Here is a 22,226-nt window from a genome sequence, read left to right as displayed (position 1 = left end):
TTTTTTAATAAAATCAGCTGAAGATTGGCTGATTACAGTTGTATAAAAATAATAATAGCCCCTGATATCGCAATTCAGAAGAATACCGCCAGAAAACGCTTCTGGCGGTAAGTGTGTTATACCGGATACACCGGGTGTTTTTTTGGCGGCATCGGAATGGTTTTTGAAGCGTAGTACTCAAAGCGGCTGATCAATACATCTCTCAGCTCATCAGGTTCTACAATATCGTCAATAATCAGTTCTGATGCAAGTCTGTATATATCGATTTCTTCCTGATACTCTTTGTGCTTTTCCTGTGCAAAAGCGATTTTTTCTTTGGGATCTTCAATGTCCTGAATTTTATTCGAATACACTGCATTGACTGCAGCTTCAGGTCCCATTACTGCGATTTGGGCAGACGGGAGTGCAATACAGCAATCCGGTTCAAAAGCAGGACCTGCCATTGCATATAATCCTGCACCGTACGCTTTTCGTACAACTACAGAAATTTTTGGCACAGTCGCGGAACTCATCGCAGAAATTAACTTTGCACCGTGACGGATGATGCCTGCCCGCTCAACCTTTGTCCCGATCATAAAGCCAGGAACATCAGCAAGGAACAATAACGGAATATTGAACGCATCGCACAGCTGTATGAACTTTGCACCCTTATCAGCTGAGTCTACAAATAACACGCCTCCCTTTGCCTTTGGCTGATTGGCAATGATACCTACCGGCTTCCCGTTCATTCTGGCAAAACCTGTGATCAGTTCAGGTGCAAACAGCTTTTTAATTTCAAAAAAACTGCCCTCATCGATCAGTGTATCAATGGCATCATACATGTTAAACGGCGCATTCTGGTTTGCGGGGATCAGGCCTGATAATTCTTTATAACTTTGTTTCGCCCGCGCTTCTTTTACCGGAATCTCACCTTCGAAGTTTAAAGGAAAATAGCTTAAGTAATTGACCGCATGTTCAATCGCTTCCTCTTCATCTTTAGCAAGGACATCACCACAACCACTTACTGAGCAATGCATCCTTGCGCCACCCATCTCTTCAAGTGACACTTTTTCACCGATGACTTTTTCAGCCATTCTCGGTGAGCCGAGATACATGGATGCATTCCCCTCCACCATAATCACGATGTCACAGAATGCGGGGATATATGCACCACCGGCAGCTGAAGGTCCAAAAAGAAGGCAGATCTGAGGGATCGTCCCTGACAGCCTCACCTGATTGTGGAAAATCCGTCCTGCACCGCGGCGGTTTGGAAACATATCCAGCTGATCAGTGATTCTTGCACCCGCTGAATCCACCAGATAAAGCATTGGAACACGCAACTTTTCAGCTGTCTCCTGAATGCGGATAATTTTTTCAACCGTTCTCGCGCCCCATGATCCGGCTTTTATCGTTGAATCATTTGCCATAATACAAACAGGACGCCCTTCAACCAGTCCGGTACCTGTAATGACACCGTCAGCAGGAAGGTCTCCCGCATTAAAGTTTGCAAACATTGCATCTTCCTTAAAAGAACCTTCATCTACCAGATGCTCTATTCTTGTACGTGCAAACATTTTCCCCTGTTCGCTGAGTTTTTCATGATACTTAGGCTTCCCGCCTTTTTTAATCGTATCCCTTGCTTCTTTCAGCCTGTTTTGAATTGTCTCAGATTGCATAATCCCTCTCTCCTTTCCTGATTATTCAAGTACGAGCAGTGTGTCACCTTCATTTACAAAATCCCCTGCGTTTACCTTAACCTCACTTACTTTACCAGCTGTTTCTGCTTCCACGGGGATCTCCATCTTCATCGATTCAAGCATCATTACAGCCTGACCATTTTCAATTTCATCTCCCTGATTGACCAATACCTGCAGAACTGTTCCTGCCATTGTTGAAGTAATCTGTGTCATTTTCATCATTCTCCTTTAATTTTCGTTAATGTTTGTGTGTGGTATTTCCCGTCCATGAATTCAGCTGAATCAAGCACGGCTTTATGAACAGGTATATTTGTCTTAACACCCTCGACTTTTATTGAATCGATTGCCTGTCTTGCCTGACTGATACAGGACTGTCTTGAATCCGCAGTCACGATAAATTTGGCGATCATCGGGTCATAATACGGTGTAACTTTATTTGTTTCTTTGTATCCTTCATCCACTCTGATCCCTTCACCCTCAGGAAACTCAAGTTTTTCAAGCGTGCCAGGTGAAGGGTAAAACGTTTTCGGATCCTCAGCATAGATTCTGAATTCAATTGAATGGCCCTGCTGCTGAATATCCTTCTGACTGTGAACCGGGATCTCTTCGTTAAATGCAGTCAGGATCTGCCACTCTACAAGGTCAATTCCGGTCACCTCTTCAGTAACTGGGTGCTCAACCTGTAAGCGTGTATTCATTTCCAAAAAGTATGGGTTCTCATCTGCATCGAGAATACATTCAATTGTTCCTGCATTTTTATAATTCACTGCTTCAGCAGCACGGACTGCAAGATCGTACAGCTTATCCTTAGCGGGCTGAGTGAGTGATGGTGATGGAGATTCCTCAATAACCTTCTGATTCCGCCTCTGGATCGAACAGTTGCGTTCAAACAGATGAAAAACTTTTCCTTCCGCACTTCCGAATATTTGTACTTCAATGTGGCGTGCCTTCGGGATATATTTTTCAATAAATAATTTACCTGAACCAAAATACGTCTGGGAGCGTTTAATTGTCGGTTCAAAATGCTGAGTGAGCGCTTGCTCATCATCACAAAGCACCATTCCGACACCACCTCCACCGCTGCTCGCCTTAAGCATAACGGGATATCCAATTCTTCCGGCCTCTTTGCAGGCATCTTCAAGCGTCATTGATTCACTTTCATATCCTGGCACGACAGGTACCCCTGCTTCTGCCATTGTCTTTCTTGCTTCAATTTTATCGCCCATTTTTTTCATTACTTCAGAGGACGGACCAATAAAAATGTATCCCTCTTTTTCAATACGCTCAGCAAACTCGGCATTTTCAGAGAGCAGGCCATAACCGGGATGAATCGCATCAACTTTTTCTTTTGCAGCAATTTCAAGCAGTCTTTCAATATGTAAATAAGACTGGGCAACCGGTGGCGGACCTATATGCTCGGCAGTATCAGCTGCCTCTACGTATGGAAGGTCCTGATCTGCATCAGAATATACTGCTACTGTTTTAATATCCATACGTTTACACGTTTTAATAATTCTCAGTGCAATTTCACCGCGATTTGCAATCAGTATTTTTCTCATATGAATCCCCCTTCTGTTTAATTATCCCCATCCCATTTTCTATTGTAAACGCTTTCTAAGTAAATGTGCAGAATTTTTTGACCTGTTGCGATATAATATAGTCAGAAACTGCTTAAAGCGGTTACATGAGCATATCAGAAAATATATAGGGAGTGTCCGGAATGTCTTTTAAAGTGGAAAATCTGAAAATCAATTACAAAACTCTTGAAGAGTTCAATAAGTTTCGGGAAGTTGGCGTACAGGAGCTGTCAATGAAAGAAGAACTCGAAACAAATATGGTGGAAAACGACAGTGAATCACCTTTTTACGGGATCTACCTTGGCAATAAGCTGGTTGCGAGAATGAATCTGTATAAGAGAGACGCAAGGTTTGACCAGTACTTCGAGCCGCCTCAAAATTACCTGGAGTTATGGAAAGTAGAAGTGCTGCCGGGCTATCAGAAAAAAGGCTATGGTTCTAAAATGGTAGAGTTCGCTAAAAGCTTTGGTCTGCCAATCAAAACGAACCCGAGAGTTAACTCAACTGAATTCTGGGAGAAGATGGGCTTTGAGCGCGTCACATATGACTTGGAGCGTGACCTTGGAGAAAACCCGATGGTCTGGTACCCTGAAGGCGTTACAGAACAAGTACATGAGTAATGAGTAAAGGCTGAGACATCTGTCTCAGCCTTTATATATATCTAATAATGATCTGATGATTCATTCACTGCCTTTTTATCCATTCTGAACAGATTACCGTTTGGTTCCATCTTAAAGACACCAGGCGACCTCTCAGCATCCTCTGATCCAAGCTTTCTGGCTTTTTCAATTAAATAAAGCAGTGCATGGTAATCTTCCTTCAGTTCAGAGATTTGTTCTCTTAAGAATTCATTGTCTTTTTCCAGCCGTTCACGCTCTTTTTCCGTTTCTTTGATTTTCAGCTCAAGCTCCTCGTCAGGCTGGTGCGTTTCAAGTCTGCTGATCCACTGATTCATTCTTTGCAGGAGCTGTTCGGCTGTCCAGTCATTATGTTTTACAGTATTCTTTTTCTCTTCTTCTCTTCTTTTAGCATACCTTGCTCTTTTAGCTTCCGAGATCTGTTTCTGGCATTCTTTCCTCAGGCAGGAGTTCCACCTGAAGCCACATGCTGCAGGCGTTCTGTTCAGTTCAATCGCAACTTCCTCGAATGCATTCAGCTGGGTGCTGCACTGCTCAATATGCGTCAGCACTTTTTCTTTTAATAACTGATCTTCTTTGGATGTCCATCCGTCCTGTCTGAATTTCACAATGATTCCCCCAGTCATCTCATTCTTTTTACTACTTTCTGAATCTACTGATATCTTATGCTTGAATATAAAAAAATAGACATAAAAAATACGAAAAACGTATTTTTTATGTCTATTTTTTTATTTATTTAAGAACTTCTCCACTGCTTCATGATGTTCATCTTTTTCCCAAAGGACTGAGCACTCATGGATCTCGCTTTCCATGCGGTCCCGCAGATCACCTGAAGCCCATTTTCTGTTGAGCATTTTTTTATATGCTGATAGAACAGGACCGGTTTTCTTGAAAACGTCCTCAAACAGATCAATCATGTCTTCAGCAGATAATGCGTTAACTGTCTGATCAATGAATCCAAGCTCTTTTAATGTTTCCTCAGAGTGAATTTTTGCTTCAGTCAGCAGACGGAATGCCTGATTTAACGGGAGTCTCTCATATAACAGAGTACCACCGCCCCATCCTGTCGTGATAGCAAGGTTCCCCTGAACAAATCCCATTTTAACGCCTTTACGGGCAATTCTGTAGTCACAGGCAGTCGCGATTTCACAGCCTCCGCCAATTGCAGTTCCGTTGATAAATGCAACTGTCACTTTGTTCAGTGTAGCAACTCTATATAGAATTCCACCCATTTTTGAGAGCATTTCATATGACTCTTTCTGTGTTTTCAGCTGATGAAACTCCTGAAGATCCCCACCTGAACAGAATGCTTCGCCGCCTTCTCCTGTTATAATGAGCGCTTTGACAGCGTCATTTTGCTCAGCTTCAGTTACAGCTTTCTCGAGTCCATCCATGACCTCATTGTTCACTGCATTTCTTTTATCCGGTCTGGCAATTGTAAAGATCAGTGCGTGATTTTTTTTACGAATCGTATACCCCATATCCAAATCCCCTTTACCTGAATCTGTTCATCATTGTAACACGGGATGTTTATAATCTGTATACTGTTTTCAAGTCTTTCATACGCAAAAAAACCTGCAAAGGGCCATGGTCCCTCTTGCAGGTTTTCAGCAGAAGTTATTATTTTCCTACAACTTCTTTGCCTTTATAAGTTCCGCACGCTTTACACACGCGGTGAGAAAGCTTCATTTCTCCACAGTTAGAGCACTCTACCATACCTGGTACAGATAACTTGAAATGCGTACGACGCTTTCTTTTAGCGGTTTTCGATGTTCTTCTAAATGGTACTGCCATGTTTCCCACCTCCTTAAAGAGAGTGATTGTAAAATGAACCAGAGGTCCAGTTTTTACGGGTTATTTTTTTTCGTCAAAAAATTTCGCAAGATCAGCAAGTCTCGGGTCTGCTGCAGGCTCTTCCTGCTGCTCTTCTTCTCTTGCTTCTTCAAGCTCTTCCTCAGATAAAACTTCCCAGCCTTTTCCACTGTCCATGCCTTCTTCTTTCATGGCTTTATCACTAAAGACCTGAAGCGGCACCAAGGTCAGCAGAATTTCTTCAATAACCGGACGAAGGTTAATGACCTCACCTTCCGGCTCATGTACTTCTTCATTCAAATCTTCATCCACATAAGATGAATTAAGAATAAAAGTTTCCACTGTCTGAAGAGAAACAGGGTACGCTACATCTGCAAGTGTTCTTGCACAAGGCAGTGTAAGTGTTGTTTCAATCTGAAGGTGAAACGTTATTCTCGAGGAACTGATATCACCGCGTCCTGTAACATGAACAGGGCTGACCTGTCTGATGTCACGGTGGCGTTCTGTCAGTTCATTCATGTCTACCGTTTCGTCGATCTTGAAGTCTTCATTGCGATATTTCTGCAGCTGAATGATTGACCATTTCATCTGTCATCACCTCAAGGCACAAAGTAGATTATATTCCCTGTATAAAGGAATGTCAAGATTTTTTCTTTACAACTAAAAGTACCGGCCTGAAAGTATTTACGGTTTAAGTTGCACAATAAAAGACCGGTTGCTTTTACCGGCCGAAACTACAACCTATTATAACGCAAATCAGTTAGAATATAAAGGTATAGTTATTACTTTCCCATTAATAAGCAGAAAAGTTTTTAGAAAGGAATGAGTAATATGAGAGCTTGTGGAATTGTCGTCGAATATAACCCTTTTCACAATGGTCATCTTATACATGCACAACAGTCCCGTCAGAAGACAGACAGTGAACTTGTCATCGCAGTGATGAGCGGAAACTTTTTGCAAAGAGGGGAACCCGCTATTTTACCAAAACAGGAACGTGCTGAAATGGCGCTGAGATCCGGTGTGGATATTGTTTTTGAATTGCCCTACCACTTTGCAGTACAGCATGCATCTATTTTTGCTGAAGGTGCCGTAAAATTGCTTCACGCAGCAGGATGCAGTTCGATCTGTTTCGGCAGTGAAAACGGCCGGATCAAACCATTTCTCGATCAGCTGCAGCTTGAAAAGGAGTATCATGACGTGCTGCAGGAAACGATTCGCGAACAGATGAAGCTTGGCAGAAGTTATCCTTCAGCAGCTGCTGAGAGTTACAGACAACTGTTTGAACATAAAGCAGGACTTGACCTGTCCAGACCGAATAATATGCTTGGCTATCAATATGTAAAAGCTGCTGATTTAAACGCATCTTCTATGTCACCGTATACTATTAAAAGAACCGCCTCAGAGTATCATGATGAATCACTGCATGAGACTTATATTTCAAGTGCCACATCAATCAGAAAAAAAATGTTTGAGGAAGGACTCAGCGAAGTGAAAAAACACGTTCCTGAAGCGACCTTTCTCATGACTGAATCTTACATAAATGACGGGGGACAGCTGATGAACTGGGAGCGATACTGGCCATTTATTCAGCACACGCTTCTTACTTCTTCTCCCCAGTCACTGAACAATATATATGAAATGGAAGAAGGGATTGAATACAGGCTGATTGCTGCAGCTGCAAGCAGCAGTTTTCATGAGTTTATGCATCAGGTAAAAACAAAAAGGTATACATGGACAAGAATTCAGCGGATTTTAACACATCTGTTAACAAAAACACTGAAAACTGACGTGCAGCAAAACAGCTCGCCTTCATATCTCAGAATGCTCGGAATGACCGGAAAAGGCAGGGAATATTTAAATATGCATAAAGCTGATTTCGCGCTGCCGGTTATCAGTAAGCTGAGCCGGAAACATGAGGAGTTATGTGCGATTGATATCAGGGCTTCAAAAACGTATGCAATGGGGTTTTCTGACCCCGTATACAGACAAAAAATGATCAGCAGAGACTTCACAGCACCGCCGGTCATTTTGTAAGTAAAAAAGCGGCCGAAATAATTCCGGCCGCTCAATTTTATAGAGAATTTAAATATTCTAATGCATCGCTGAATTCTTTAACAGGAACAATTTCCATATCGGTTCCTATATTTTCTGCTGTTTCAACAGCTGCTTCGTAATTTGACTTCAAATCAGGATTATTTTCCTGCATATCTTCAGGTAATTCATCATCAGGTGCAAAAAAGATTTCAATTCCGTCTTTGTCTGCTGCTACCACTTTCTGCTCAATTCCGCCGATTCTTCCAACAGTACCATCAGATGAAATTGTACCGGTTCCTGCCACCATTTTACCTGAAGTCAGGTCTTCTTCGACAAGCTGATCATAAATTTCAAGTGAATACATCAGTCCTGCTGACGGGCCGCCGATACCACCTGAATTAATTTCAACTTCGGGGTCAGTATTTAACTCAATATCATCTGCAAGTGAGATCCCCATCCCGACCCGATTATCATTATCAGGAAATTCAGCAAGTGTAAGCTGGTCTGCCAATTCTTCTCCGTCTCTTTCAATCACAAGTGAAATTGAATCCCCTGCTTCTTTTTCAGAAACATAATCAATAAATTGTTCCGAAGACTCCAGTTGAATATCGTCGACTTCAATGATCCGGTCACCCGCCTCTAATACGCCTTCTGCAGGCATACCCGGGAAAACATTTAACACATAAATCCCATTATAGATATATTCGAAATCGGCTCCTGCCTCTTTAAACGCTACTTCTATCGCGTGTGCAGCAGAATTGTCCATCAGATACAGCTGTCTGACATCATATTCTTCCTCACTCTCATGAGGATTTCTGACATCTTCTATTTCGAAAATCTCCTGATAGTCACTAAAATATGCCCATGCATAAGCGAAAACGTTCGCCTCAACCTGTGAAACTGTCATTAAAGAAAAGTCCCCTTCACTTTCAGTTCCATCAGTTACTTCCACGATGTCATCAAGTGCGAATGCACTTCCCGGCTTTTGAATATAGTAAGGTAATGTATAAAAACTCAGGAACACTGAAATCAGCATAATGATCAGCAGTATAACCATTGATTTTTTATTCATGTCTAAGCTCCTTCCAGCGTTCAATTTCCTTTAAAATATCAGGCAAAGCAGCTTCTGCAGCTTCTTCACCGAGTTGAATGATCTGTTTGGCATACTGAAAAGACTTACTGCTGAACTGTTCCACTTTCGGGGAGATCAGAATATCTGCTCCTGTCATTTTTAAGTGGACAATCTCTGTCTGCAGAATATCAATACTTTGAATAATCACATCATAAATTGTATTGATCTCAGCATGCTTTTTCACTTGTGAAACATCTACACCGATTACGATATCCGCACCCATATCTTTCGCAACTGAAGCAGGCACACGATCAATCACACCGCCATCAACCAGTAACTTGCCATCAATTTTTTCGGGTACAAAAATCCCGGGTATTGCAGTACTCGCTCTAACTGCCCTGTCTATGGGACCTGATGTGAAAATGACTTTTTCTGCATTTACGAGATCTGTTGCAATAATCGATAACGGAATATTCAGTTCTTCAATTTTCTTCCCATGTGAAAACAGTTTAACAAACTGCCTGAATTTCTCTCCTGCTATAAAACCCATTTTCGGTACTGTCAGATCCATAAAATACTTACTTCTGAATGTGTCAGCGAGTCTCTCAAGATCCTCTATACGCTGTCCGGCACAATATAAAGCACCAACCAATGACCCCATACTGCTGCCGGCTACATAATCAATCTTAATATTTTCACGTTCGAGCACTTTTAATACGCCCAGGTGTGCAAAACCTCTTGATCCGCCAGACCCAAGCGCCAATCCTATTTTTGGATTCATATTTACCACACCCCTAACCGGCAGGTTCTACCCGTCACTTTAACTCATACAATCACTATACAGTTAATTTTAGCACTGCCTTGCTATAAAAAGAACTAATCACACACTAACGGAGCCGATTCAGATGAAATTCAGAGAACATATCATTTCATTGATGTTCTTACTATTTTTTGTATTTATGCTATCCTATCCAATGTCATCCATCGATGCTGCAATGCGCGGGATCCGGCTTTTTGCTGATATCATCTTCCCGTCACTTTTTCCTTTTTTCGTCCTGACCGCTTTACTCCCATCCATTCCATGGGTGAATGTATTTGCAACTTTTATCTCTCCTGTGACGAGAAAGCTTTTTAACGTTTCAGGTTACGGAGCAATCGTATTCTTCAGTGGCTCTGTATCAGGATTTCCTACCGGTGCAAAAATGACTGCAGATCTCCTCGAGAAAAATAAAATCAGTATACCTGACGCCAATCGTCTGATCTGCTTTACCAACGGGGCGAGTCCGATGTTTTTAATTGGCGCAGTCGCAGGGGGCCTGATGAGTCAGCCAACCCTGGGCAGTACTTTATTTTTATGCCATCTAACCGGAAATATCATCATAGGAATCGCAGCCGGAAAGTATATAAAAGGTCCTTCTTTTCATGCAGATCTGACAGAAAGAGAGCCCGTTGATTACCTTACTTTATTCAGGGAAGCCATCTCATCATCAGTCAGACAGCTTTTGACAGTCGGTGGTTTGATTGTATTTTTTTCTGTATTGATTGAATCATGTAATCAGCTTTTGGAGGAAATCTACACGGGTGCTCACCATGCAAAAATCAATCTGGTCATCTCTGGTATATTGGAATTGTCAAATGGTGCAGAATCAGCAGCATCTGCTTCGTCCACTTACATTGCTGCGATTCTTATTCTTTCAATGACTTCATTCAGCGGTTTGTGTATACATATGCAGATTCTATCTTTTATCAGCCATCTTCCCATTTCCTATCAGTCATATTTTTATTCGAGACTGCTTCATGCAGTGATTTCACCGCTGATTTTTGTTATCTATACATACCTGTTCCCGCTCAAGACGGACTCACCTGCAGTGAAAGAAGTTATAGCCCCTGTGGAATATGGGATTACATCTGCACAGGTGATTACACTTTCCCTGATAATACTGGGCATACTTACCTTTTTGATGACGTATCGCATAGAAAAGTCCCGGTTTTAGCCGGGACTTTTCTTATTTCACCATATACTTCTGTCTCAGCGCTTCTTCAACTTCAGGCGGAACCAGTTCTGATATATCTCCACCGTACCGCGCGACTTCTTTTACAATACTTGAGCTCAGGAAAGAGTACTGATTATTTGTCATGATAAAAAAGGTTTCCAGATCATTATGTAATACCCTGTTCATAGAAGTGATCTGCATTTCATATTCAAAGTCTGATACAGCACGCAACCCTCTGATGATTACGTTAGCGCCGACTTCTCTCGCATAATCCACAAGGAGCCCCTGATAAGAGTCCACTTTAATATTCGGCAGATCTTTTGTGACAGATCTGATCAGATCCATTCTTTCTTCAACTGAAAATGCCGGTTTTTTTGAAGAATTATTGAGTACGACGATATGTAATTCATCAAAGTTCTTTGCTCCGCGTGAGATAATATCCAAATGTCCCAGCGTAATCGGATCAAAGCTTCCCGGACATACTGCTTTACGTTTCATTCATCTCTTCCTCTCCTATTTCAAGCCGATAAATTGAAACACCTGTTGTCCCGTAGATTTCATGTTTTACCCGGATTAAATCGCCGTTAACTTCAGGTGTATTTGTACTTGAATCATGTTCACACATTATAACCCCGTCATCCGACAGCATTTGATGTTCACTGATAAATGCCAGATATGTGTCAATCTGTTTGTACTTATAAGGCGGATCAAGAAAAATTAGTTTAAATCGCATCGATCTCTTCGCAACTGCTTTCAGTGCCCGTTCCGCATCATTCCGGTAGACTTCTGATTGATTTTCATACGAACACTTTGTGATATTATCTTTAATCGTCTGAAAAGCTTTTCGGTCTTTATCTACAAAGATCATATGATCAAGGCCTCTGCTCAACGCTTCAAGTCCAAGGTTCCCGCTCCCGGCAAACAAATCCAGTCCCGCACCGCCATCAAAATAAGGACCAATCATGTTAAAAATGGATTCTTTCACTTTATCAGTGGTCGGTCTTGTATTGGTTCCCGGTACTGCCTGCAGCTGAATGCCTCTTTTATCTCCTGAAATTATTCTCATTTTATCACCACGATTTCACATTCTATTTGCCAATATATGATAAAGAGTCACACATTTCGTTCCTATGCTACCATAATTGCCTGCTGACCGCTATGAGATACGCTGATTTTTACAGAAAATAAGCCGGCTCATCAGGCCGGCTTATTTCGTCAAATGTATTTGCTGATCTTTTTCCACCGAAAGTAATAGAAATTTTTGGACCCATCTTTCCTGAATATACAGCTGATTGTTGATACTGATGACCGGCGGAGACATCAGGTCATATCCGGATCCGTTATATCTGAAGATTGCTTCATCCGGATAGAATGTATAACTGCTGTCACCAATGGCTGTTACACTTCCCGCGGCGTCCTGTACTGTGTACCCCAGATGCTCAAGCAGTGGTAAAAGTGTATAATATGATTCATTTTCTGAATCTATTCTGTGTGCACCTTCAAGCAGCTCCCCGTTCAGTGTGACCTCACGTGAATCAGTAATTGAAAGTGGTATATACCCGTCTGTTGCTGCATTCAATTCAAAAAATGCTGTCTTTCCTTTCATTAGATCAGACAGCTTCTGATCCAGATCAGCTGCTGTCAGACTGCTTCTTTTTTCATGAAGCCATTGTTCCCATTCAGTCAGCTTACTTTTTGATAAAACAGATTTGACTGACTGATCGGCACGTAATGTTTTTTCAGAGTCTGTTTCCTCATTTAATAATTGCAACATGACATAATCAACAACAAACTGAGACTCGCCTGACAAACCATAAGATTTTTTCATCGCGTATTCGTTGATCAGCTTAGTCATAGCATCAGAATCATTCAGGTTATTGATGATAATAAAGTCATTTGAATCCTCAGGTGTAAAAGTATCTGTTACCACTGCTGTAAAAGGAACGTCTGCAGCGTATTCAGAGAGTGTTATATCAGGTAAAGCTTCTGATGGGGAGAATACAGTCTGCCCGGGCCCTGCTGAGACGGGATACAATTGACCAGACACCCATATCAGTTCCCCTTCATTTCCCTGATGGCTGTAGGAAGAGAAACGTATCAATTCCAGCTGTGAATTGCCATTAAAAGGCAGGCTTGAGATCCACATACCCTCAGATTGATAAGACTCTGTTAAATGGACAGATGTTGACTGTACTTCAGTCCCTCTTAGCTTAGCACCCCAGTTTTTAAGCAATGCAGGCGTAACCGGGGTCTGCAGCGTGTAAGTCAGTGTGACTGAAGTTTTTTCTCCGGCAATCACTTTATCCATATTTTTAGAGACCCGGCCGCATTCTTCCATACAAGAGACAGGATCAGCAATCTCAGGCCAGTCTATTAAAAGTTCAGTATCAGGCAACCCGTTAATTGTCTGCGAGACCGTGATACCACGTGGCTTTATTTTGACATCGAGCGTTTGAGATACAAGAACTTTTTCATCAGATGCAGCGGCGGAGTCATAACCTGTCCACTGGAAATATAAAAGGCCGGCAGCAGCTGTCATCAATAAAAGTGTAAAAAAAGATAATACCCATTTCATCTCATCACATCCCGCATATTTGATAAAACCATTATACGGCATGTAGTCTTAAAGTTCTATTATTTTAAACAAAAAATATTAGGTACATTTAACCCATGTCATAAAAATCAGGTATCGCCGCTTCTATTCCCATGTTTTCAACGATCATGTCGATGTCAGGTAAGTCTTCAAATTGATCCAGCTCATTCTTAAGTTCATCAAGTGTTAATTCTTTTAACTCTTCCTGTTTAGCAAGTTCAATCGCCCCATAAGCCGCTAATGCTGTAACAATAGCAGCTACAATCCACCCTTCGTCTTTAATATCCACTTTCTGTTCTCTGGCAGGCAAAAAATATACGATGAGTAAAACAATTACCAGTACAATCACTGCAATATGCATGTAGACCACCCCTGATCATCGAATTTTATCTCATTATGAAAGCTTAATATGAAAACTTATGATACATTAAGTGTATAAAATTTTTATAAGCAGGTGACAGAATGATTCAACGTTTTATTGAACTTGGTGAGGGATATGCAGACATTTATGAGCTGTTGGATTTAATCCGCTATAATAAAAACCGCGCTTCACGTCTTGCTGTCTTACATACTGTAATAAATGACAGAAAAGTCGTGTCTCCCGCTCTGATTATGAAGAAAACTGAAATGGGTAATTTCCAGGCAATTTATATTTCCAGAGAGGGTATTCCAGACCTTGAAGACACTTCTGAACGGTTAAAGCTGATTGAGTCGGCGGCGGCTGAATCCGGTGTTCCCATCGTACATCTTGACGTACAGCCTTCTACCGTATTCGGAGAGACTGAGCTTTATTTCCAGCACTTAATCGGTATACTCAGAATGAACCGGTATATTGCCCCACTTTCATAAAATCAGATACAAAAAAAGGCGGAGCCTGTGCCCGCCTTTTTTAAATTGTCAAAGACCCATTTTATAATCGTACTCTTTTGCTTTATCCGGTCTTGCGTTTTCATATTCTGTTTTAACAAACGGCCTTAATGAAACATCCACTTTTTTCACGTAAGAGTAGTTGGATAGCTTCTCTGTCAATTTTTCAATTTCACTCTGATTACAGTATAATAATACATATTTCATTTTTCTGGATACGTAATGCACATTCCCAAAGCGCCTTAATGTTTTAGCGTGCTTTAAGCTGTGCAGCCATATGATCAATCCTTGACGCTCTGTCAGCATAGTCATTACCTCACTCGTTATTCTTATACAGAATTGTAGCATATCCCATGCCGCTACGGCAATGAAAGGAAGCGCTTATATGGATGTGAATGACATTTGGGAGAGATTTATTTCATTACTGCGTGATGAACCCGGTATGATTCAGGCTGAGTGGAAGAAGTCCGCCGGTATACCTTTTTTATACTTAACAACGATTAAAACTGATCGACATGAAGTTGAACATATGATCATGAAGTGTGCAGCCAGGGCGATGCGGGGTAAACGGCTGAATGCAGAAACCGTATTCGTCAGATCACATCACAAACAATGGGTGTACCGTCACCGTTTTTATGTGCCGCTCGAGAAAATGTTCTGCTGTGGAAATTTATGCAGCGACTGTATCAGGTTCAGGTGAGCTTATGTTTGTGCGCTGCTACCCTGGCATGCTAACATTAAATTGTGAAATATTTGTATAAGGGAGGATTTGAAATGGGAAAGAAAACGAATATCGGTCTTGCACTGGCTGCTTCAGGTGCAGCAATATGGGCTGGTACAAAAATGACATCAAAGCCTGTAAAAAGACAAACAAAACCATTCTTTGAAGGTGAGAAACCACGCATTTTTGCTCATCGCGGCGGTGCAGCCCTCGCTCCTGAAAGTTCACTTGCTGCTTTTAAGCATGCTGCTGAACTGGGCGTAGACGGTTTTGAAATTGATATCAGAATGACTAAAGATGAAGAGCTGATTGTATTCCATGATCAATTTATCGACAGAACAACGAATGGTTCCGGAAGAGTTTCAGACTACACACTTGCTGAGCTCAAGGAATTTGATCTTGGTTACCATTTCAGAGACCTTCAGGGTGAACAGACATATAGAGGCAAAGATGAAAAAATCCTCAGCCTCAAAGAAGCGCTTGAAGCGTTTCCGGATCACCTCTTCAATATTGATATGAAAGAAGATCCAGATACTTATGAAGGCAGTCTGATGCCGTCAAAACTATGGCGCCTGATTGAAAAGCTTGATGTAATGGACAGAGTTCTTGTTACAAGCTTTTATGATGAACAGATTGACCGATTCTCCCTTTACTCTCAGGACCGCGTTGCGATCGGTGCAGGTGAAAATGAAGCGCGTAAAGCATTCTCATTATTCAGAAGCGGTTTTGGACATCTGTATCATCCAAATGCTGACGCTATTCAAATTCCAACCAAGCATAAATCTATTCCACTGGACTCAAAAGGGTTTATTGAATTTCTGACAGCCCTGAATATCCAGGTTGAGTACTGGACTGTTAATGATGTTGAAACAATGGACCGCCTGCTTAGACTCGGCGCGGACGGTATCATTACGGATCGTCCTGACATTGCGATTCATCTTGTTAAAAACGACTAAAAAAAGAACTGGCGTATGCCAGTTCTTTTTTGATTAAGCTGAGCAGGAGCATCCCCCGCCGGAACCGCAGCCGCCGCTGCAGCCGGATTGTGAATCGAAAAATGGATTTCCCGTCGGAATCTTTACATTCTCGGATACTGCATGGCCAATTAAAGCACTGACTTCATCAAGCAGCTGCTGCAGCTCGTTTTCAGCTACCCTGAATTGTGCAACATTCGGATCCATATCCATATCTCTTTTTGTCTCCCGGATTTCCTTCATCACTCTGCTGTAATCAGGGTGATACCTTCCAAAGCGCTGTACTTCTTCATACAGCTCCTTCAGGTTATTAAATTTATATATTTTATCCATGGACTTCCCGGATGATTTAAGTGTGCGGTACTTCTCATAATAATTTTCCAGTGTTTCTGAATGCAGGATTGCTTCAGACAGTTCATCTGAGGCATCAAGCAGCATGATTCTTTCCATCGTAGCTAACATAATCGCACCTCCACTTTTATCATAACATGAAATTCACAGAATGAACCCTTATTGCTTCCATTGTTTCATTAAAATATCATCTGACTCGTTATTCCCCTGATTTAATTTGCTTAGCATTTCCTGAAAAAAGTCCAAACCTGACTGAATCCGTTTTGAATACTCTTCAATCTGGCCGGGATCAATATCCTGAATTTTTTCTTTTACTGTATTTAGTATCTGATCGAACTCTATCCCTCTTGAATCTTTCTGGTCAACTAATAGCCACTCATCATATAATGCCTGCCAGGTTGTTTCCCCCCTTCTTACTTTCATAATCAGCTCGGGATGTTTTTTCAGATAACCTTTGAATTGGGTCAGGTCGCTGCTCATATACGTCCGCCTCCTCTTAGCGTTTGTTCATATATTTTATGGTAAAATGGGTTGAATGGTTAAAGGAGGATATTCAGAATGGATGCAAACAATCAGATAACGGCTGATCAGTTAAACGAAAAAGAAAAAATGATTATAGATCAGGTCCTTAAAGGATTTGAATCAAAACGGCAGGGGAAAAGTTCTTCGTATGTAAGTGCACTGTTTGCGATGGAACATGAATTCAATGGTGAAGTGCTTTCTATTAAGATGCCTGTCACACCAATTGTATATAATTCACTCGGGATTATGCACGGCGGTATTACAGCAACAGCGATTGATACCGCTATGGGTACACTTGCAAATAAAACCGCTCTTCCAGGAAAAGCTGCAGTTACAAATCAGCTGAATCTTCACTACACCGCACCAATCATTGATGGTGAAATTACAGCCTACGCTAAAGTTCTTCATGCGGGAACTAAAACAATGGTGATCGAAGGATGGATTGAAACTGCTGATGGTAAGCGGGCAGCCCATGCAACAGGATCATTTTTTATGATTGATAAAAAATAAGGACGGGACAAATTTGTCCCGTCCTTATTCATCTGATTGCAATGATGTCTGATCTGAGTTTGCTTCGTCAGTTTCTTCATACTGAACAAAATCCTGTGTAAAGTAACTGCCGTAGACGCCTGCTCCTGTATGAGTGAAAGTATCAGCCAGCATCGTTTCTCTGTGCCCTTCTGAATTAAGCCAGCCGTGGACTACAGCGGGAGTCAGATAATACTGTGAAGCTGTATTCTCACCAGCAGACTTATACTTACGCTCCAGCTCTGTCAACCGGTCAGATAAACCTGGCAGTTCAGTACTGTCCTCTTCAGCTGATAACTGGTTTCTAAGGAGGCTGAAGGATCTCGCTACTTCTGCCACATGATCGCTCCAGATCAATTCAGGTAAACCTTGTGAAGCTCTCACAAAATTGACGATATCAAATATCTGACGTTCATTCGCCTGATTCACTTCTTCAAGAATAACCTGTTCAGCGTCAGCTGCCGGTCCTCCCTCTATGGATCCTTCATAAGGCTGCTGATCTAATAGGGTCTCTTTATCAAGATAATAAACGCCCATTAATGTACCGGTGACAGAGTCAATCATTAACTGCGCATAAATATCTTCAAACTGCACCAGCAACCTTGTATGAAGGTCCTGTTCACTGAGCTCTAGCTGATATACACGTCCTTCATCTTCTACAACAATTTCACTGTTAATCATCGTAAACCGGTAAATGTCCTGTACTGACTGTCCTGTATGATAAGGTGTACTGTCAAAAGCCGCCCCCATCACATAAAGAGCTTTGATCTCGTTTTCTTTAACAGCAGCCTGCATATAGCCGTTCTCCTGATTATAGATATACCAGCTGAGCCCATTTCTTCCCGGGTCAATTCTGTCAGGCTCCCCATAAGTTTCTGTCAGACTGTCCACAGCCTTGCCTATATAGACAGAAACACCGGATTTCGGACGGGTCAAACCGTCTGAAGCAGGTATTTCTGCACGTTGATCAGGATCAACATTAAATGGCTGATTTTCAAGTTCTTCATTTTCCTGGAAAGAAGGACCATTATAAAAGCCAATGAGGAATATGACTAATATGACTACGCCTATTCTAATCACTGCTTTCATGCGCGTCCCTCCTTTCTGTTACTTATATTATACATATGAAACGTTTATAATAATAGCGATAGACAGTATGTTAACTGTCATCTTTTCGCCACAAAAAAGTGACATTTAATTGCTGACATAATTGCAACTTCTTATTTTTTCGACTATTATTAATCATGAGATGTTTTATTTTAAAACTGGTTTACAGGAGGAGATTTTCAAATGCGTTTTGAAAATACAGGATTAGAATCCCTATTAATCGAATTTGATCCATTGGAAGATATTATGAATGAACATGGAATGGTTCGTGCTGGTCAATGGGACTGGGAACGTGTTACATATGACAGAAAGTTTGAAATCAGAGAAGGTACTTTTTACCTGCGCATTTTCGGCTACACTGAAAAAGGTGACATTGGTGCAAGTGATGCAGACGTAAAACTGCTGACCCCACTTCTTGGAAAGCATTACTACCCTCACGGTGTTGAATATGGTGAAGGTGAAGAGTTCCCTGAACACCTGGTTCAAACGTGCGAAAAAATTCTGATTGCCATTTATGAAGACCTTTCTAAGGTTGCGATCTGATGGTAAAGAGCCATTATAGCTATGGCTCTTTTATTTTATCCAATAAATGATAATTTCATATACTCCGCATGTTAATCAATCATTAAATTTGCTGAGAGGGGCCCGGCGTTGAACAAGATATTTACAAAGAAAAATATGATAACCGCTTTAGTGATACTGATCACACTGATACTAATCTATTTCATCTTACCAGTATCTGTACCTTTAATTGTGGCAGTCATTACAGCACTTATACTCGAGCCACTTGTTAAGTTCATCAACACCCGGACAAAACTGAACAGAAAGATGTCAGTAGGAACTGTTTTTGTTTTATTCCTTGGTACCATCGGCTTAATCTCCTATTTTGCAGTTACGAAACTAATCGGTCAGGCCATTCAATTTGTTGAAAATACACCTGATTATGTAAATGAACTGGCAAAATGGTGGAAGACTGTTGAAACAGATATGGCCATCACCTTCGCACAGGTACCGCCTCAGGTAATGAATCAGACCAGTGAGGAAGTTAATAACTTCCTGAATGACTTCAGAACAAGTATTACAAATTCAATTAACGCTGAAAGTGTAACAGGTATGATTACAAATATACCAGATTACCTTGTCAGCTTTCTTGTATACCTGATCGCATTGTTTTTAATCATGCTTGATCTTCCAGGCATCAGAAAAAATATTTACAAACACCTCAAAGACCAAACCGCTGAGAAAGTCCGCTTTATGACTGCACGGCTGTCAAAGGTCATATGGGGATTTGCAAAAGCTCAGTTCCTTGTCAGTCTGCTCATTCTGGCAGGTTCTTTGATTGGACTTTATATCATTGCACCTGAAGTTGCGCTGGTGATGGCAATTATTATCTGGTTAATAGATTTAATACCAATTATCGGTTCAATTGTTGTGCTTGCTCCATGGGCTATTTTCCAGCTGATTACTGGTGACATAGAACAGGGAACTCAGCTTGCAATACTGGCAGCTGTGCTGTTGATTATCAGACGTACTGTTGAACCTAAGGTCATGGGAACACATATTGGATTATCACCACTTGCTACTTTAATTGCAATGTTTATCGGGTTAAAGCTTTTTGGGATTCTCGGCTTTATTATCGGACCATTGATCCTGATTATCTTCAATTCAGCAAAAGAAGCCGGTATCATCAAAATGAATTTTAAATTTTAGGCTCTGTTGAGGCTGGCTGATGATTTCCGCTCCAGGGGAACGCTTTCCGGACGGTGGTGGTCACTGAGCCGTCCCCTCACCAGCTGCGCTTAAACAATATGTAACTTCTATATAATAAATGATAAAAAAGCGTGCCTCCGTCTGAATACGGGGCACGCTTTTTTATGCTTATGTTCCGAGAATCGCTTTGATCACTGATGTAGTTTCTCCGCCTTCATATAGTACATATAGAAGCAGATAGACCATTACACCGGTGATCGCCGTAGCAAACCAGATAACCGAAGTGACCGGTCCTATTTTACGGTGTTTCTTAATTCTGTTCTTATAGCCAAGCCAGATTGTTACAAGGCCAAATACAGCACCAGTAGTTGCTAAAATAATGTGAAAAACAAGAAATACAGTATAATAAATCTTCATTTCATCCGGCCCGCCAAATGCCGTATTCCCTGCAAAAATTGTTCTGCTCATGTAGATAATAAAAAACGTAAGAGCAGCTATAGCTGCTGCAAACATCGTTTTCTTATGTGCTTCAATTTTTCTCTTTCTGACAAGTGCCCAGCCAATCGCCACCAGTACAGCACTGACAACAATAAAGAAGGTACTCAATGTTGGTAATAAAGGTAATGTCATTGTCTATATCCTCTTTCTTGTCTTCATGATAAAGTATTTGACTCTCTAGCTGCGTAAAGGGAAGCATTCAGTGCATCTTCTTCAGATCGTTCTTTTCTATACCACTCGAAGAATACCTGAGCTAATATAACACCATAAATGATTTCCTGAATAATTTTCATGATCACTCCGCCTACCTGCTGATCTTCAATGGGAGGCATGTTTGTAAACAACTCAGGTCCGGTAATCCCAAGTCCCTGCAGACTCTGCAGCGTACCTGCCGGAACACATAGTGCCATCGCCTCTAACCATGCACCACCGTTAAAAAACGTTTCGTACATCGGGTCATTTGAGAATATAATCAGCGCACATGCAGGTGTCAGTAAAATACCATCAGCAAAAATATATCCGATTTTTTTAACACCGCTCAGCTTATATTCACCTTCAAGGGTATTTACAAGCGGCCACCACATAAAGAATGATAAAACGAAGATCGTTCCGGTGACAATTGAATGCAGAACCATATCTACTTTTATCGTATCGAATATCAGAGGTATATGGTAAAAAGAAAATGCTCCATTAAATACAATCAGTGCAATAAGAGGTTTAGTAAAGAATGAAAATACCTGCTTGATCACTGGCAGATTCAATAGTGCTTTCCACATATAATTTGGTACTCCTGCAATTAATAGTGGTGGGATCAGTAAATAGAAAATTCCCATCTGAACCATATGCATTGAGAATAAAATGTGTCCCCATAAGTCTACCGGGGAACCTTTAATAACGTAGATAATAATGACTGATAATAGTACAAGTACGGTTTCTTTTCTTGTGATCGGCCTTGAATCCTGAATCTTATGTCTCCATTTCGTTGCCAGTAAAAAGAACAGGATTGTAATTATTGTGAGGCTGATAAAGAAATAAGGGCTCCATAACGCCTGGAATCCGAATATTGTGATTGACATCAGGCACCTTCCTTTCTGTCTGTTCCGGTCTCATCTACTTTATTATAAGCCTGTCTAACACTTACTTCAATGCAGTCAGATGACAAGTTCATGAACAGATATCAGACATAGAAAAAAGACCGGTATAAACCGGTCTCTTCTATATTACCACCAGACGATTGTTAAGAAAGTCAGGATTGTGACAAATGCAATTAACGCACCGGAATACAGGAATAATGCTGCAGTTCCGTGTCCCTTATGACTCATATGCATGAAATAATAAAGCTGAAGTACAACCTGAGCTGCTGCAAGTACCAGCAGGATCGGGAATGCATAGAATTTATCAAAGTCAGCAAGGACAATGATAAATGCAATAAATGTCATAAAGATCATCATTGCAAATGATGTTACCTGTCCACGCATTTCATCGCGTGCTTTTCTGCGGCGGTATTCATAATTGACTTTAGGGTTTGCTGAAGTTGTTTCATGTGCCATCA

29 protein-coding genes are annotated in these 22,226 nt (G+C 41.2%); 9 read left to right on the top strand and 20 right to left on the bottom strand.

Annotated features, from left to right (window positions below; all coding sequences use genetic code 11):
• Positions 1-116 precede the first annotated feature (116 nt).
• From KP77_RS08715 to KP77_RS08705, 3 genes are read right to left on the bottom strand one after another with little or no spacing between them, the layout of a single operon-like run.
• Positions 117-1,655 carry an acyl-CoA carboxylase subunit beta gene (locus KP77_RS08715; protein WP_041122312.1) on the bottom strand — a complete coding sequence of 513 codons (1,539 nt, stop codon included), beginning with the start codon at positions 1,653-1,655 and terminating at the stop codon, positions 117-119.
• Positions 1,656-1,676: 21 nt separating this feature from the next.
• On the bottom strand, positions 1,677-1,889 hold the full coding sequence (locus KP77_RS08710) for an acetyl-CoA carboxylase biotin carboxyl carrier protein subunit (protein WP_041122536.1): 213 nt from the start codon (positions 1,887-1,889) through the stop codon (positions 1,677-1,679).
• 5 nt (positions 1,890-1,894) lie between these two features.
• Positions 1,895-3,235 carry an acetyl-CoA carboxylase biotin carboxylase subunit gene (locus KP77_RS08705; RefSeq protein ID WP_041122311.1) on the bottom strand — a complete coding sequence of 447 codons (1,341 nt, stop codon included), beginning with the start codon at positions 3,233-3,235 and terminating at the stop codon, positions 1,895-1,897.
• A 161-nt stretch (positions 3,236-3,396) separates the two neighbouring features.
• Between KP77_RS08705 and KP77_RS08700 the strand changes: the two genes are divergently transcribed.
• Positions 3,397-3,873 (top strand): N-acetyltransferase, encoded by a 477-nt coding sequence (locus tag KP77_RS08700; RefSeq protein WP_041122310.1) that lies wholly within the window; start codon positions 3,397-3,399, stop codon positions 3,871-3,873.
• 41 nt (positions 3,874-3,914) lie between these two features.
• Here the strand turns inward: KP77_RS08700 and KP77_RS08695 are convergent, their stop codons facing one another.
• The 4 genes from KP77_RS08695 to KP77_RS08680 all read right to left on the bottom strand — a co-directional run bounded on the left by KP77_RS08695 (position 3,915) and on the right by KP77_RS08680 (position 6,291).
• Entirely contained in the window at positions 3,915-4,499 is a 585-nt protein-coding gene (locus tag KP77_RS08695) for an RsfA family transcriptional regulator (RefSeq protein WP_041122309.1), read from the bottom strand.
• Positions 4,500-4,619: 120 nt separating this feature from the next.
• Positions 4,620-5,372, bottom strand: a complete 753-nt coding sequence (locus tag KP77_RS08690; protein ID WP_041122308.1) for an enoyl-CoA hydratase/isomerase family protein — start codon at positions 5,370-5,372, stop codon at positions 4,620-4,622.
• Between the two features lie 139 nt (positions 5,373-5,511).
• On the bottom strand, positions 5,512-5,685 hold the full coding sequence (gene rpmF / locus KP77_RS08685; protein WP_039808711.1) for a 50S ribosomal protein L32: 174 nt from the start codon (positions 5,683-5,685) through the stop codon (positions 5,512-5,514).
• A 60-nt stretch (positions 5,686-5,745) separates the two neighbouring features.
• Positions 5,746-6,291 (bottom strand): YceD family protein, encoded by a 546-nt coding sequence (locus tag KP77_RS08680; RefSeq protein WP_041122307.1) that lies wholly within the window; start codon positions 6,289-6,291, stop codon positions 5,746-5,748.
• A gap of 243 nt (positions 6,292-6,534) precedes the next feature.
• Between KP77_RS08680 and KP77_RS08675 the strand changes: the two genes are divergently transcribed.
• Complete coding sequence (locus KP77_RS08675) at positions 6,535-7,737, top strand: nucleotidyltransferase (RefSeq protein WP_041122306.1); 1,203 nt, start codon at positions 6,535-6,537, stop codon at positions 7,735-7,737.
• 37 nt (positions 7,738-7,774) lie between these two features.
• Here KP77_RS08675 and KP77_RS08670 read toward each other — a convergent pair whose 3' ends face one another.
• Positions 7,775-8,809 carry a SepM family pheromone-processing serine protease gene (locus tag KP77_RS08670; RefSeq protein WP_041122305.1) on the bottom strand — a complete coding sequence of 345 codons (1,035 nt, stop codon included), beginning with the start codon at positions 8,807-8,809 and terminating at the stop codon, positions 7,775-7,777.
• Positions 8,802-9,590, bottom strand: a complete 789-nt coding sequence (locus KP77_RS08665; protein WP_041122304.1) for a patatin-like phospholipase family protein — start codon at positions 9,588-9,590, stop codon at positions 8,802-8,804. The genes KP77_RS08670 and KP77_RS08665 overlap by 8 nt, the downstream gene beginning before the upstream one ends.
• 124 nt (positions 9,591-9,714) lie before the next feature.
• Between KP77_RS08665 and KP77_RS08660 the strand changes: the two genes are divergently transcribed.
• Entirely contained in the window at positions 9,715-10,803 is a 1,089-nt protein-coding gene (locus KP77_RS08660) for a hypothetical protein (RefSeq protein WP_041122303.1), read from the top strand.
• Between the two features lie 12 nt (positions 10,804-10,815).
• Here KP77_RS08660 and coaD read toward each other — a convergent pair whose 3' ends face one another.
• The 4 genes from coaD to KP77_RS08640 form a co-directional block, all read right to left on the bottom strand.
• Positions 10,816-11,301: a pantetheine-phosphate adenylyltransferase gene (gene coaD / locus KP77_RS08655; protein ID WP_041122302.1), complete on the bottom strand. Its 486-nt coding sequence runs from the start codon at positions 11,299-11,301 to the stop codon at positions 10,816-10,818.
• Entirely contained in the window at positions 11,291-11,869 is a 579-nt protein-coding gene (gene rsmD / locus KP77_RS08650; protein WP_041122301.1) for a 16S rRNA (guanine(966)-N(2))-methyltransferase RsmD, read from the bottom strand. The genes coaD and rsmD overlap by 11 nt, the downstream gene beginning before the upstream one ends.
• Before the next feature lie 141 nt (positions 11,870-12,010).
• Complete coding sequence (locus KP77_RS08645; protein WP_041122300.1) at positions 12,011-13,378, bottom strand: hypothetical protein; 1,368 nt, start codon at positions 13,376-13,378, stop codon at positions 12,011-12,013.
• Positions 13,379-13,466: 88 nt separating this feature from the next.
• Positions 13,467-13,757, bottom strand: a complete 291-nt coding sequence (locus KP77_RS08640; protein WP_041122299.1) for a hypothetical protein — start codon at positions 13,755-13,757, stop codon at positions 13,467-13,469.
• A 101-nt stretch (positions 13,758-13,858) separates the two neighbouring features.
• Here KP77_RS08640 and KP77_RS08635 point away from each other — a divergent pair, with 101 nt between their 5' ends.
• Positions 13,859-14,245 (top strand): DUF7147 family protein, encoded by a 387-nt coding sequence (locus KP77_RS08635; protein WP_041122298.1) that lies wholly within the window; start codon positions 13,859-13,861, stop codon positions 14,243-14,245.
• Between the two features lie 48 nt (positions 14,246-14,293).
• Here the strand turns inward: KP77_RS08635 and KP77_RS08630 are convergent, their stop codons facing one another.
• Entirely contained in the window at positions 14,294-14,569 is a 276-nt protein-coding gene (locus tag KP77_RS08630; RefSeq protein ID WP_041122297.1) for a YlbG family protein, read from the bottom strand.
• 79 nt (positions 14,570-14,648) lie between these two features.
• Here KP77_RS08630 and KP77_RS08625 point away from each other — a divergent pair, with 79 nt between their 5' ends.
• Both KP77_RS08625 and KP77_RS08620 read left to right on the top strand, forming a co-directional pair.
• Positions 14,649-14,963, top strand: coding sequence for a hypothetical protein (locus tag KP77_RS08625; RefSeq protein ID WP_041122296.1), 315 nt, complete (start codon positions 14,649-14,651; stop codon positions 14,961-14,963).
• Positions 14,964-15,037: 74 nt separating this feature from the next.
• Positions 15,038-15,940 carry a glycerophosphodiester phosphodiesterase gene (locus KP77_RS08620; protein ID WP_041122295.1) on the top strand — a complete coding sequence of 301 codons (903 nt, stop codon included), beginning with the start codon at positions 15,038-15,040 and terminating at the stop codon, positions 15,938-15,940.
• A gap of 33 nt (positions 15,941-15,973) precedes the next feature.
• Here the strand turns inward: KP77_RS08620 and KP77_RS08615 are convergent, their stop codons facing one another.
• Complete coding sequence (locus KP77_RS08615; protein WP_041122294.1) at positions 15,974-16,420, bottom strand: YlbF family regulator; 447 nt, start codon at positions 16,418-16,420, stop codon at positions 15,974-15,976.
• A gap of 48 nt (positions 16,421-16,468) precedes the next feature.
• Positions 16,469-16,789 carry a spore coat protein YlbD gene (gene ylbD, locus KP77_RS08610; RefSeq protein WP_041122293.1) on the bottom strand — a complete coding sequence of 107 codons (321 nt, stop codon included), beginning with the start codon at positions 16,787-16,789 and terminating at the stop codon, positions 16,469-16,471.
• 78 nt (positions 16,790-16,867) lie between these two features.
• On the opposite strand from ylbD, the gene KP77_RS08605 reads away from it, so the two are divergent.
• Positions 16,868-17,341 carry a PaaI family thioesterase gene (locus tag KP77_RS08605; protein WP_041122292.1) on the top strand — a complete coding sequence of 158 codons (474 nt, stop codon included), beginning with the start codon at positions 16,868-16,870 and terminating at the stop codon, positions 17,339-17,341.
• A gap of 24 nt (positions 17,342-17,365) precedes the next feature.
• Here KP77_RS08605 and KP77_RS08600 read toward each other — a convergent pair whose 3' ends face one another.
• Positions 17,366-18,448 (bottom strand): CAP domain-containing protein, encoded by a 1,083-nt coding sequence (locus tag KP77_RS08600; RefSeq protein ID WP_052474044.1) that lies wholly within the window; start codon positions 18,446-18,448, stop codon positions 17,366-17,368.
• 201 nt (positions 18,449-18,649) lie between these two features.
• Here KP77_RS08600 and KP77_RS08595 point away from each other — a divergent pair, with 201 nt between their 5' ends.
• Both KP77_RS08595 and ytvI read left to right on the top strand, forming a co-directional pair.
• A complete protein-coding gene (locus KP77_RS08595; protein ID WP_041122291.1) occupies positions 18,650-19,009 on the top strand; it encodes a YugN family protein in 360 nt (119 codons plus the stop codon).
• A 108-nt stretch (positions 19,010-19,117) separates the two neighbouring features.
• On the top strand, positions 19,118-20,176 hold the full coding sequence (gene ytvI, locus KP77_RS08590) for a sporulation integral membrane protein YtvI (RefSeq protein ID WP_041122290.1): 1,059 nt from the start codon (positions 19,118-19,120) through the stop codon (positions 20,174-20,176).
• A 168-nt stretch (positions 20,177-20,344) separates the two neighbouring features.
• Here the strand turns inward: ytvI and KP77_RS08585 are convergent, their stop codons facing one another.
• From KP77_RS08585 to ctaF, 3 genes are all read right to left on the bottom strand, one after another.
• On the bottom strand, positions 20,345-20,806 hold the full coding sequence (locus tag KP77_RS08585; RefSeq protein ID WP_041122289.1) for a DUF420 domain-containing protein: 462 nt from the start codon (positions 20,804-20,806) through the stop codon (positions 20,345-20,347).
• 23 nt (positions 20,807-20,829) lie between these two features.
• The gene (gene ctaG / locus KP77_RS08580; protein WP_041122288.1) at positions 20,830-21,750 is read right to left on the bottom strand and encodes a cytochrome c oxidase assembly factor CtaG; all 921 of its coding nucleotides are present in this window, start codon (positions 21,748-21,750) and stop codon (positions 20,830-20,832) included.
• A 144-nt stretch (positions 21,751-21,894) separates the two neighbouring features.
• Positions 21,895-22,224: a cytochrome c oxidase subunit IVB gene (gene ctaF, locus KP77_RS08575; protein WP_041122287.1), complete on the bottom strand. Its 330-nt coding sequence runs from the start codon at positions 22,222-22,224 to the stop codon at positions 21,895-21,897.
• Positions 22,225-22,226 lie beyond the last annotated feature (2 nt).

Source organism: Jeotgalibacillus alimentarius (assembly GCF_000829445.1).
GTDB classification, from domain to species: domain Bacteria; phylum Bacillota; class Bacilli; order Bacillales; family Jeotgalibacillaceae; genus Jeotgalibacillus; species Jeotgalibacillus alimentarius.
The sequence above is the reverse complement of the archived record's forward strand: the minus strand, read 5'-3'. Positions and strand labels throughout refer to the sequence as shown.

Coding starts and splice junctions, on each gene's coding strand:
- KP77_RS08635 (WP_041122298.1), top strand. CDS start 13,859: ATGATTCAACGTTTTATTGAACTTGGTGAGGGATATGCAGACATTTAT.
- KP77_RS08600 (WP_052474044.1), bottom strand. CDS start 18,448: ATGAAAGCAGTGATTAGAATAGGCGTAGTCATATTAGTCATATTCCTC.
- KP77_RS08690 (WP_041122308.1), bottom strand. CDS start 5,372: ATGGGGTATACGATTCGTAAAAAAAATCACGCACTGATCTTTACAATT.
- rpmF (WP_039808711.1), bottom strand. CDS start 5,685: ATGGCAGTACCATTTAGAAGAACATCGAAAACCGCTAAAAGAAAGCGT.
- ylbD (WP_041122293.1), bottom strand. CDS start 16,789: ATGAGCAGCGACCTGACCCAATTCAAAGGTTATCTGAAAAAACATCCC.
- KP77_RS08595 (WP_041122291.1), top strand. CDS start 18,650: ATGCGTTTTGAAAATACAGGATTAGAATCCCTATTAATCGAATTTGAT.
- KP77_RS08700 (WP_041122310.1), top strand. CDS start 3,397: ATGTCTTTTAAAGTGGAAAATCTGAAAATCAATTACAAAACTCTTGAA.
- KP77_RS08630 (WP_041122297.1), bottom strand. CDS start 14,569: ATGCTGACAGAGCGTCAAGGATTGATCATATGGCTGCACAGCTTAAAG.
- KP77_RS08670 (WP_041122305.1), bottom strand. CDS start 8,809: ATGAATAAAAAATCAATGGTTATACTGCTGATCATTATGCTGATTTCA.
- KP77_RS08675 (WP_041122306.1), top strand. CDS start 6,535: ATGAGAGCTTGTGGAATTGTCGTCGAATATAACCCTTTTCACAATGGT.
- KP77_RS08625 (WP_041122296.1), top strand. CDS start 14,649: ATGGATGTGAATGACATTTGGGAGAGATTTATTTCATTACTGCGTGAT.
- rsmD (WP_041122301.1), bottom strand. CDS start 11,869: ATGAGAATAATTTCAGGAGATAAAAGAGGCATTCAGCTGCAGGCAGTA.
- KP77_RS08645 (WP_041122300.1), bottom strand. CDS start 13,378: ATGAAATGGGTATTATCTTTTTTTACACTTTTATTGATGACAGCTGCT.
- KP77_RS08660 (WP_041122303.1), top strand. CDS start 9,715: ATGAAATTCAGAGAACATATCATTTCATTGATGTTCTTACTATTTTTT.
- KP77_RS08680 (WP_041122307.1), bottom strand. CDS start 6,291: ATGAAATGGTCAATCATTCAGCTGCAGAAATATCGCAATGAAGACTTC.
- KP77_RS08615 (WP_041122294.1), bottom strand. CDS start 16,420: ATGTTAGCTACGATGGAAAGAATCATGCTGCTTGATGCCTCAGATGAA.
- KP77_RS08585 (WP_041122289.1), bottom strand. CDS start 20,806: ATGACATTACCTTTATTACCAACATTGAGTACCTTCTTTATTGTTGTC.
- KP77_RS08620 (WP_041122295.1), top strand. CDS start 15,038: ATGGGAAAGAAAACGAATATCGGTCTTGCACTGGCTGCTTCAGGTGCA.
- ctaF (WP_041122287.1), bottom strand. CDS start 22,224: ATGGCACATGAAACAACTTCAGCAAACCCTAAAGTCAATTATGAATAC.
- ctaG (WP_041122288.1), bottom strand. CDS start 21,750: ATGTCAATCACAATATTCGGATTCCAGGCGTTATGGAGCCCTTATTTC.
- KP77_RS08715 (WP_041122312.1), bottom strand. CDS start 1,655: ATGCAATCTGAGACAATTCAAAACAGGCTGAAAGAAGCAAGGGATACG.
- KP77_RS08665 (WP_041122304.1), bottom strand. CDS start 9,590: ATGAATCCAAAAATAGGATTGGCGCTTGGGTCTGGCGGATCAAGAGGT.
- KP77_RS08705 (WP_041122311.1), bottom strand. CDS start 3,235: ATGAGAAAAATACTGATTGCAAATCGCGGTGAAATTGCACTGAGAATT.
- coaD (WP_041122302.1), bottom strand. CDS start 11,301: ATGAAACGTAAAGCAGTATGTCCGGGAAGCTTTGATCCGATTACGCTG.
- KP77_RS08640 (WP_041122299.1), bottom strand. CDS start 13,757: ATGCATATTGCAGTGATTGTACTGGTAATTGTTTTACTCATCGTATAT.
- KP77_RS08710 (WP_041122536.1), bottom strand. CDS start 1,889: ATGACACAGATTACTTCAACAATGGCAGGAACAGTTCTGCAGGTATTG.
- KP77_RS08605 (WP_041122292.1), top strand. CDS start 16,868: ATGGATGCAAACAATCAGATAACGGCTGATCAGTTAAACGAAAAAGAA.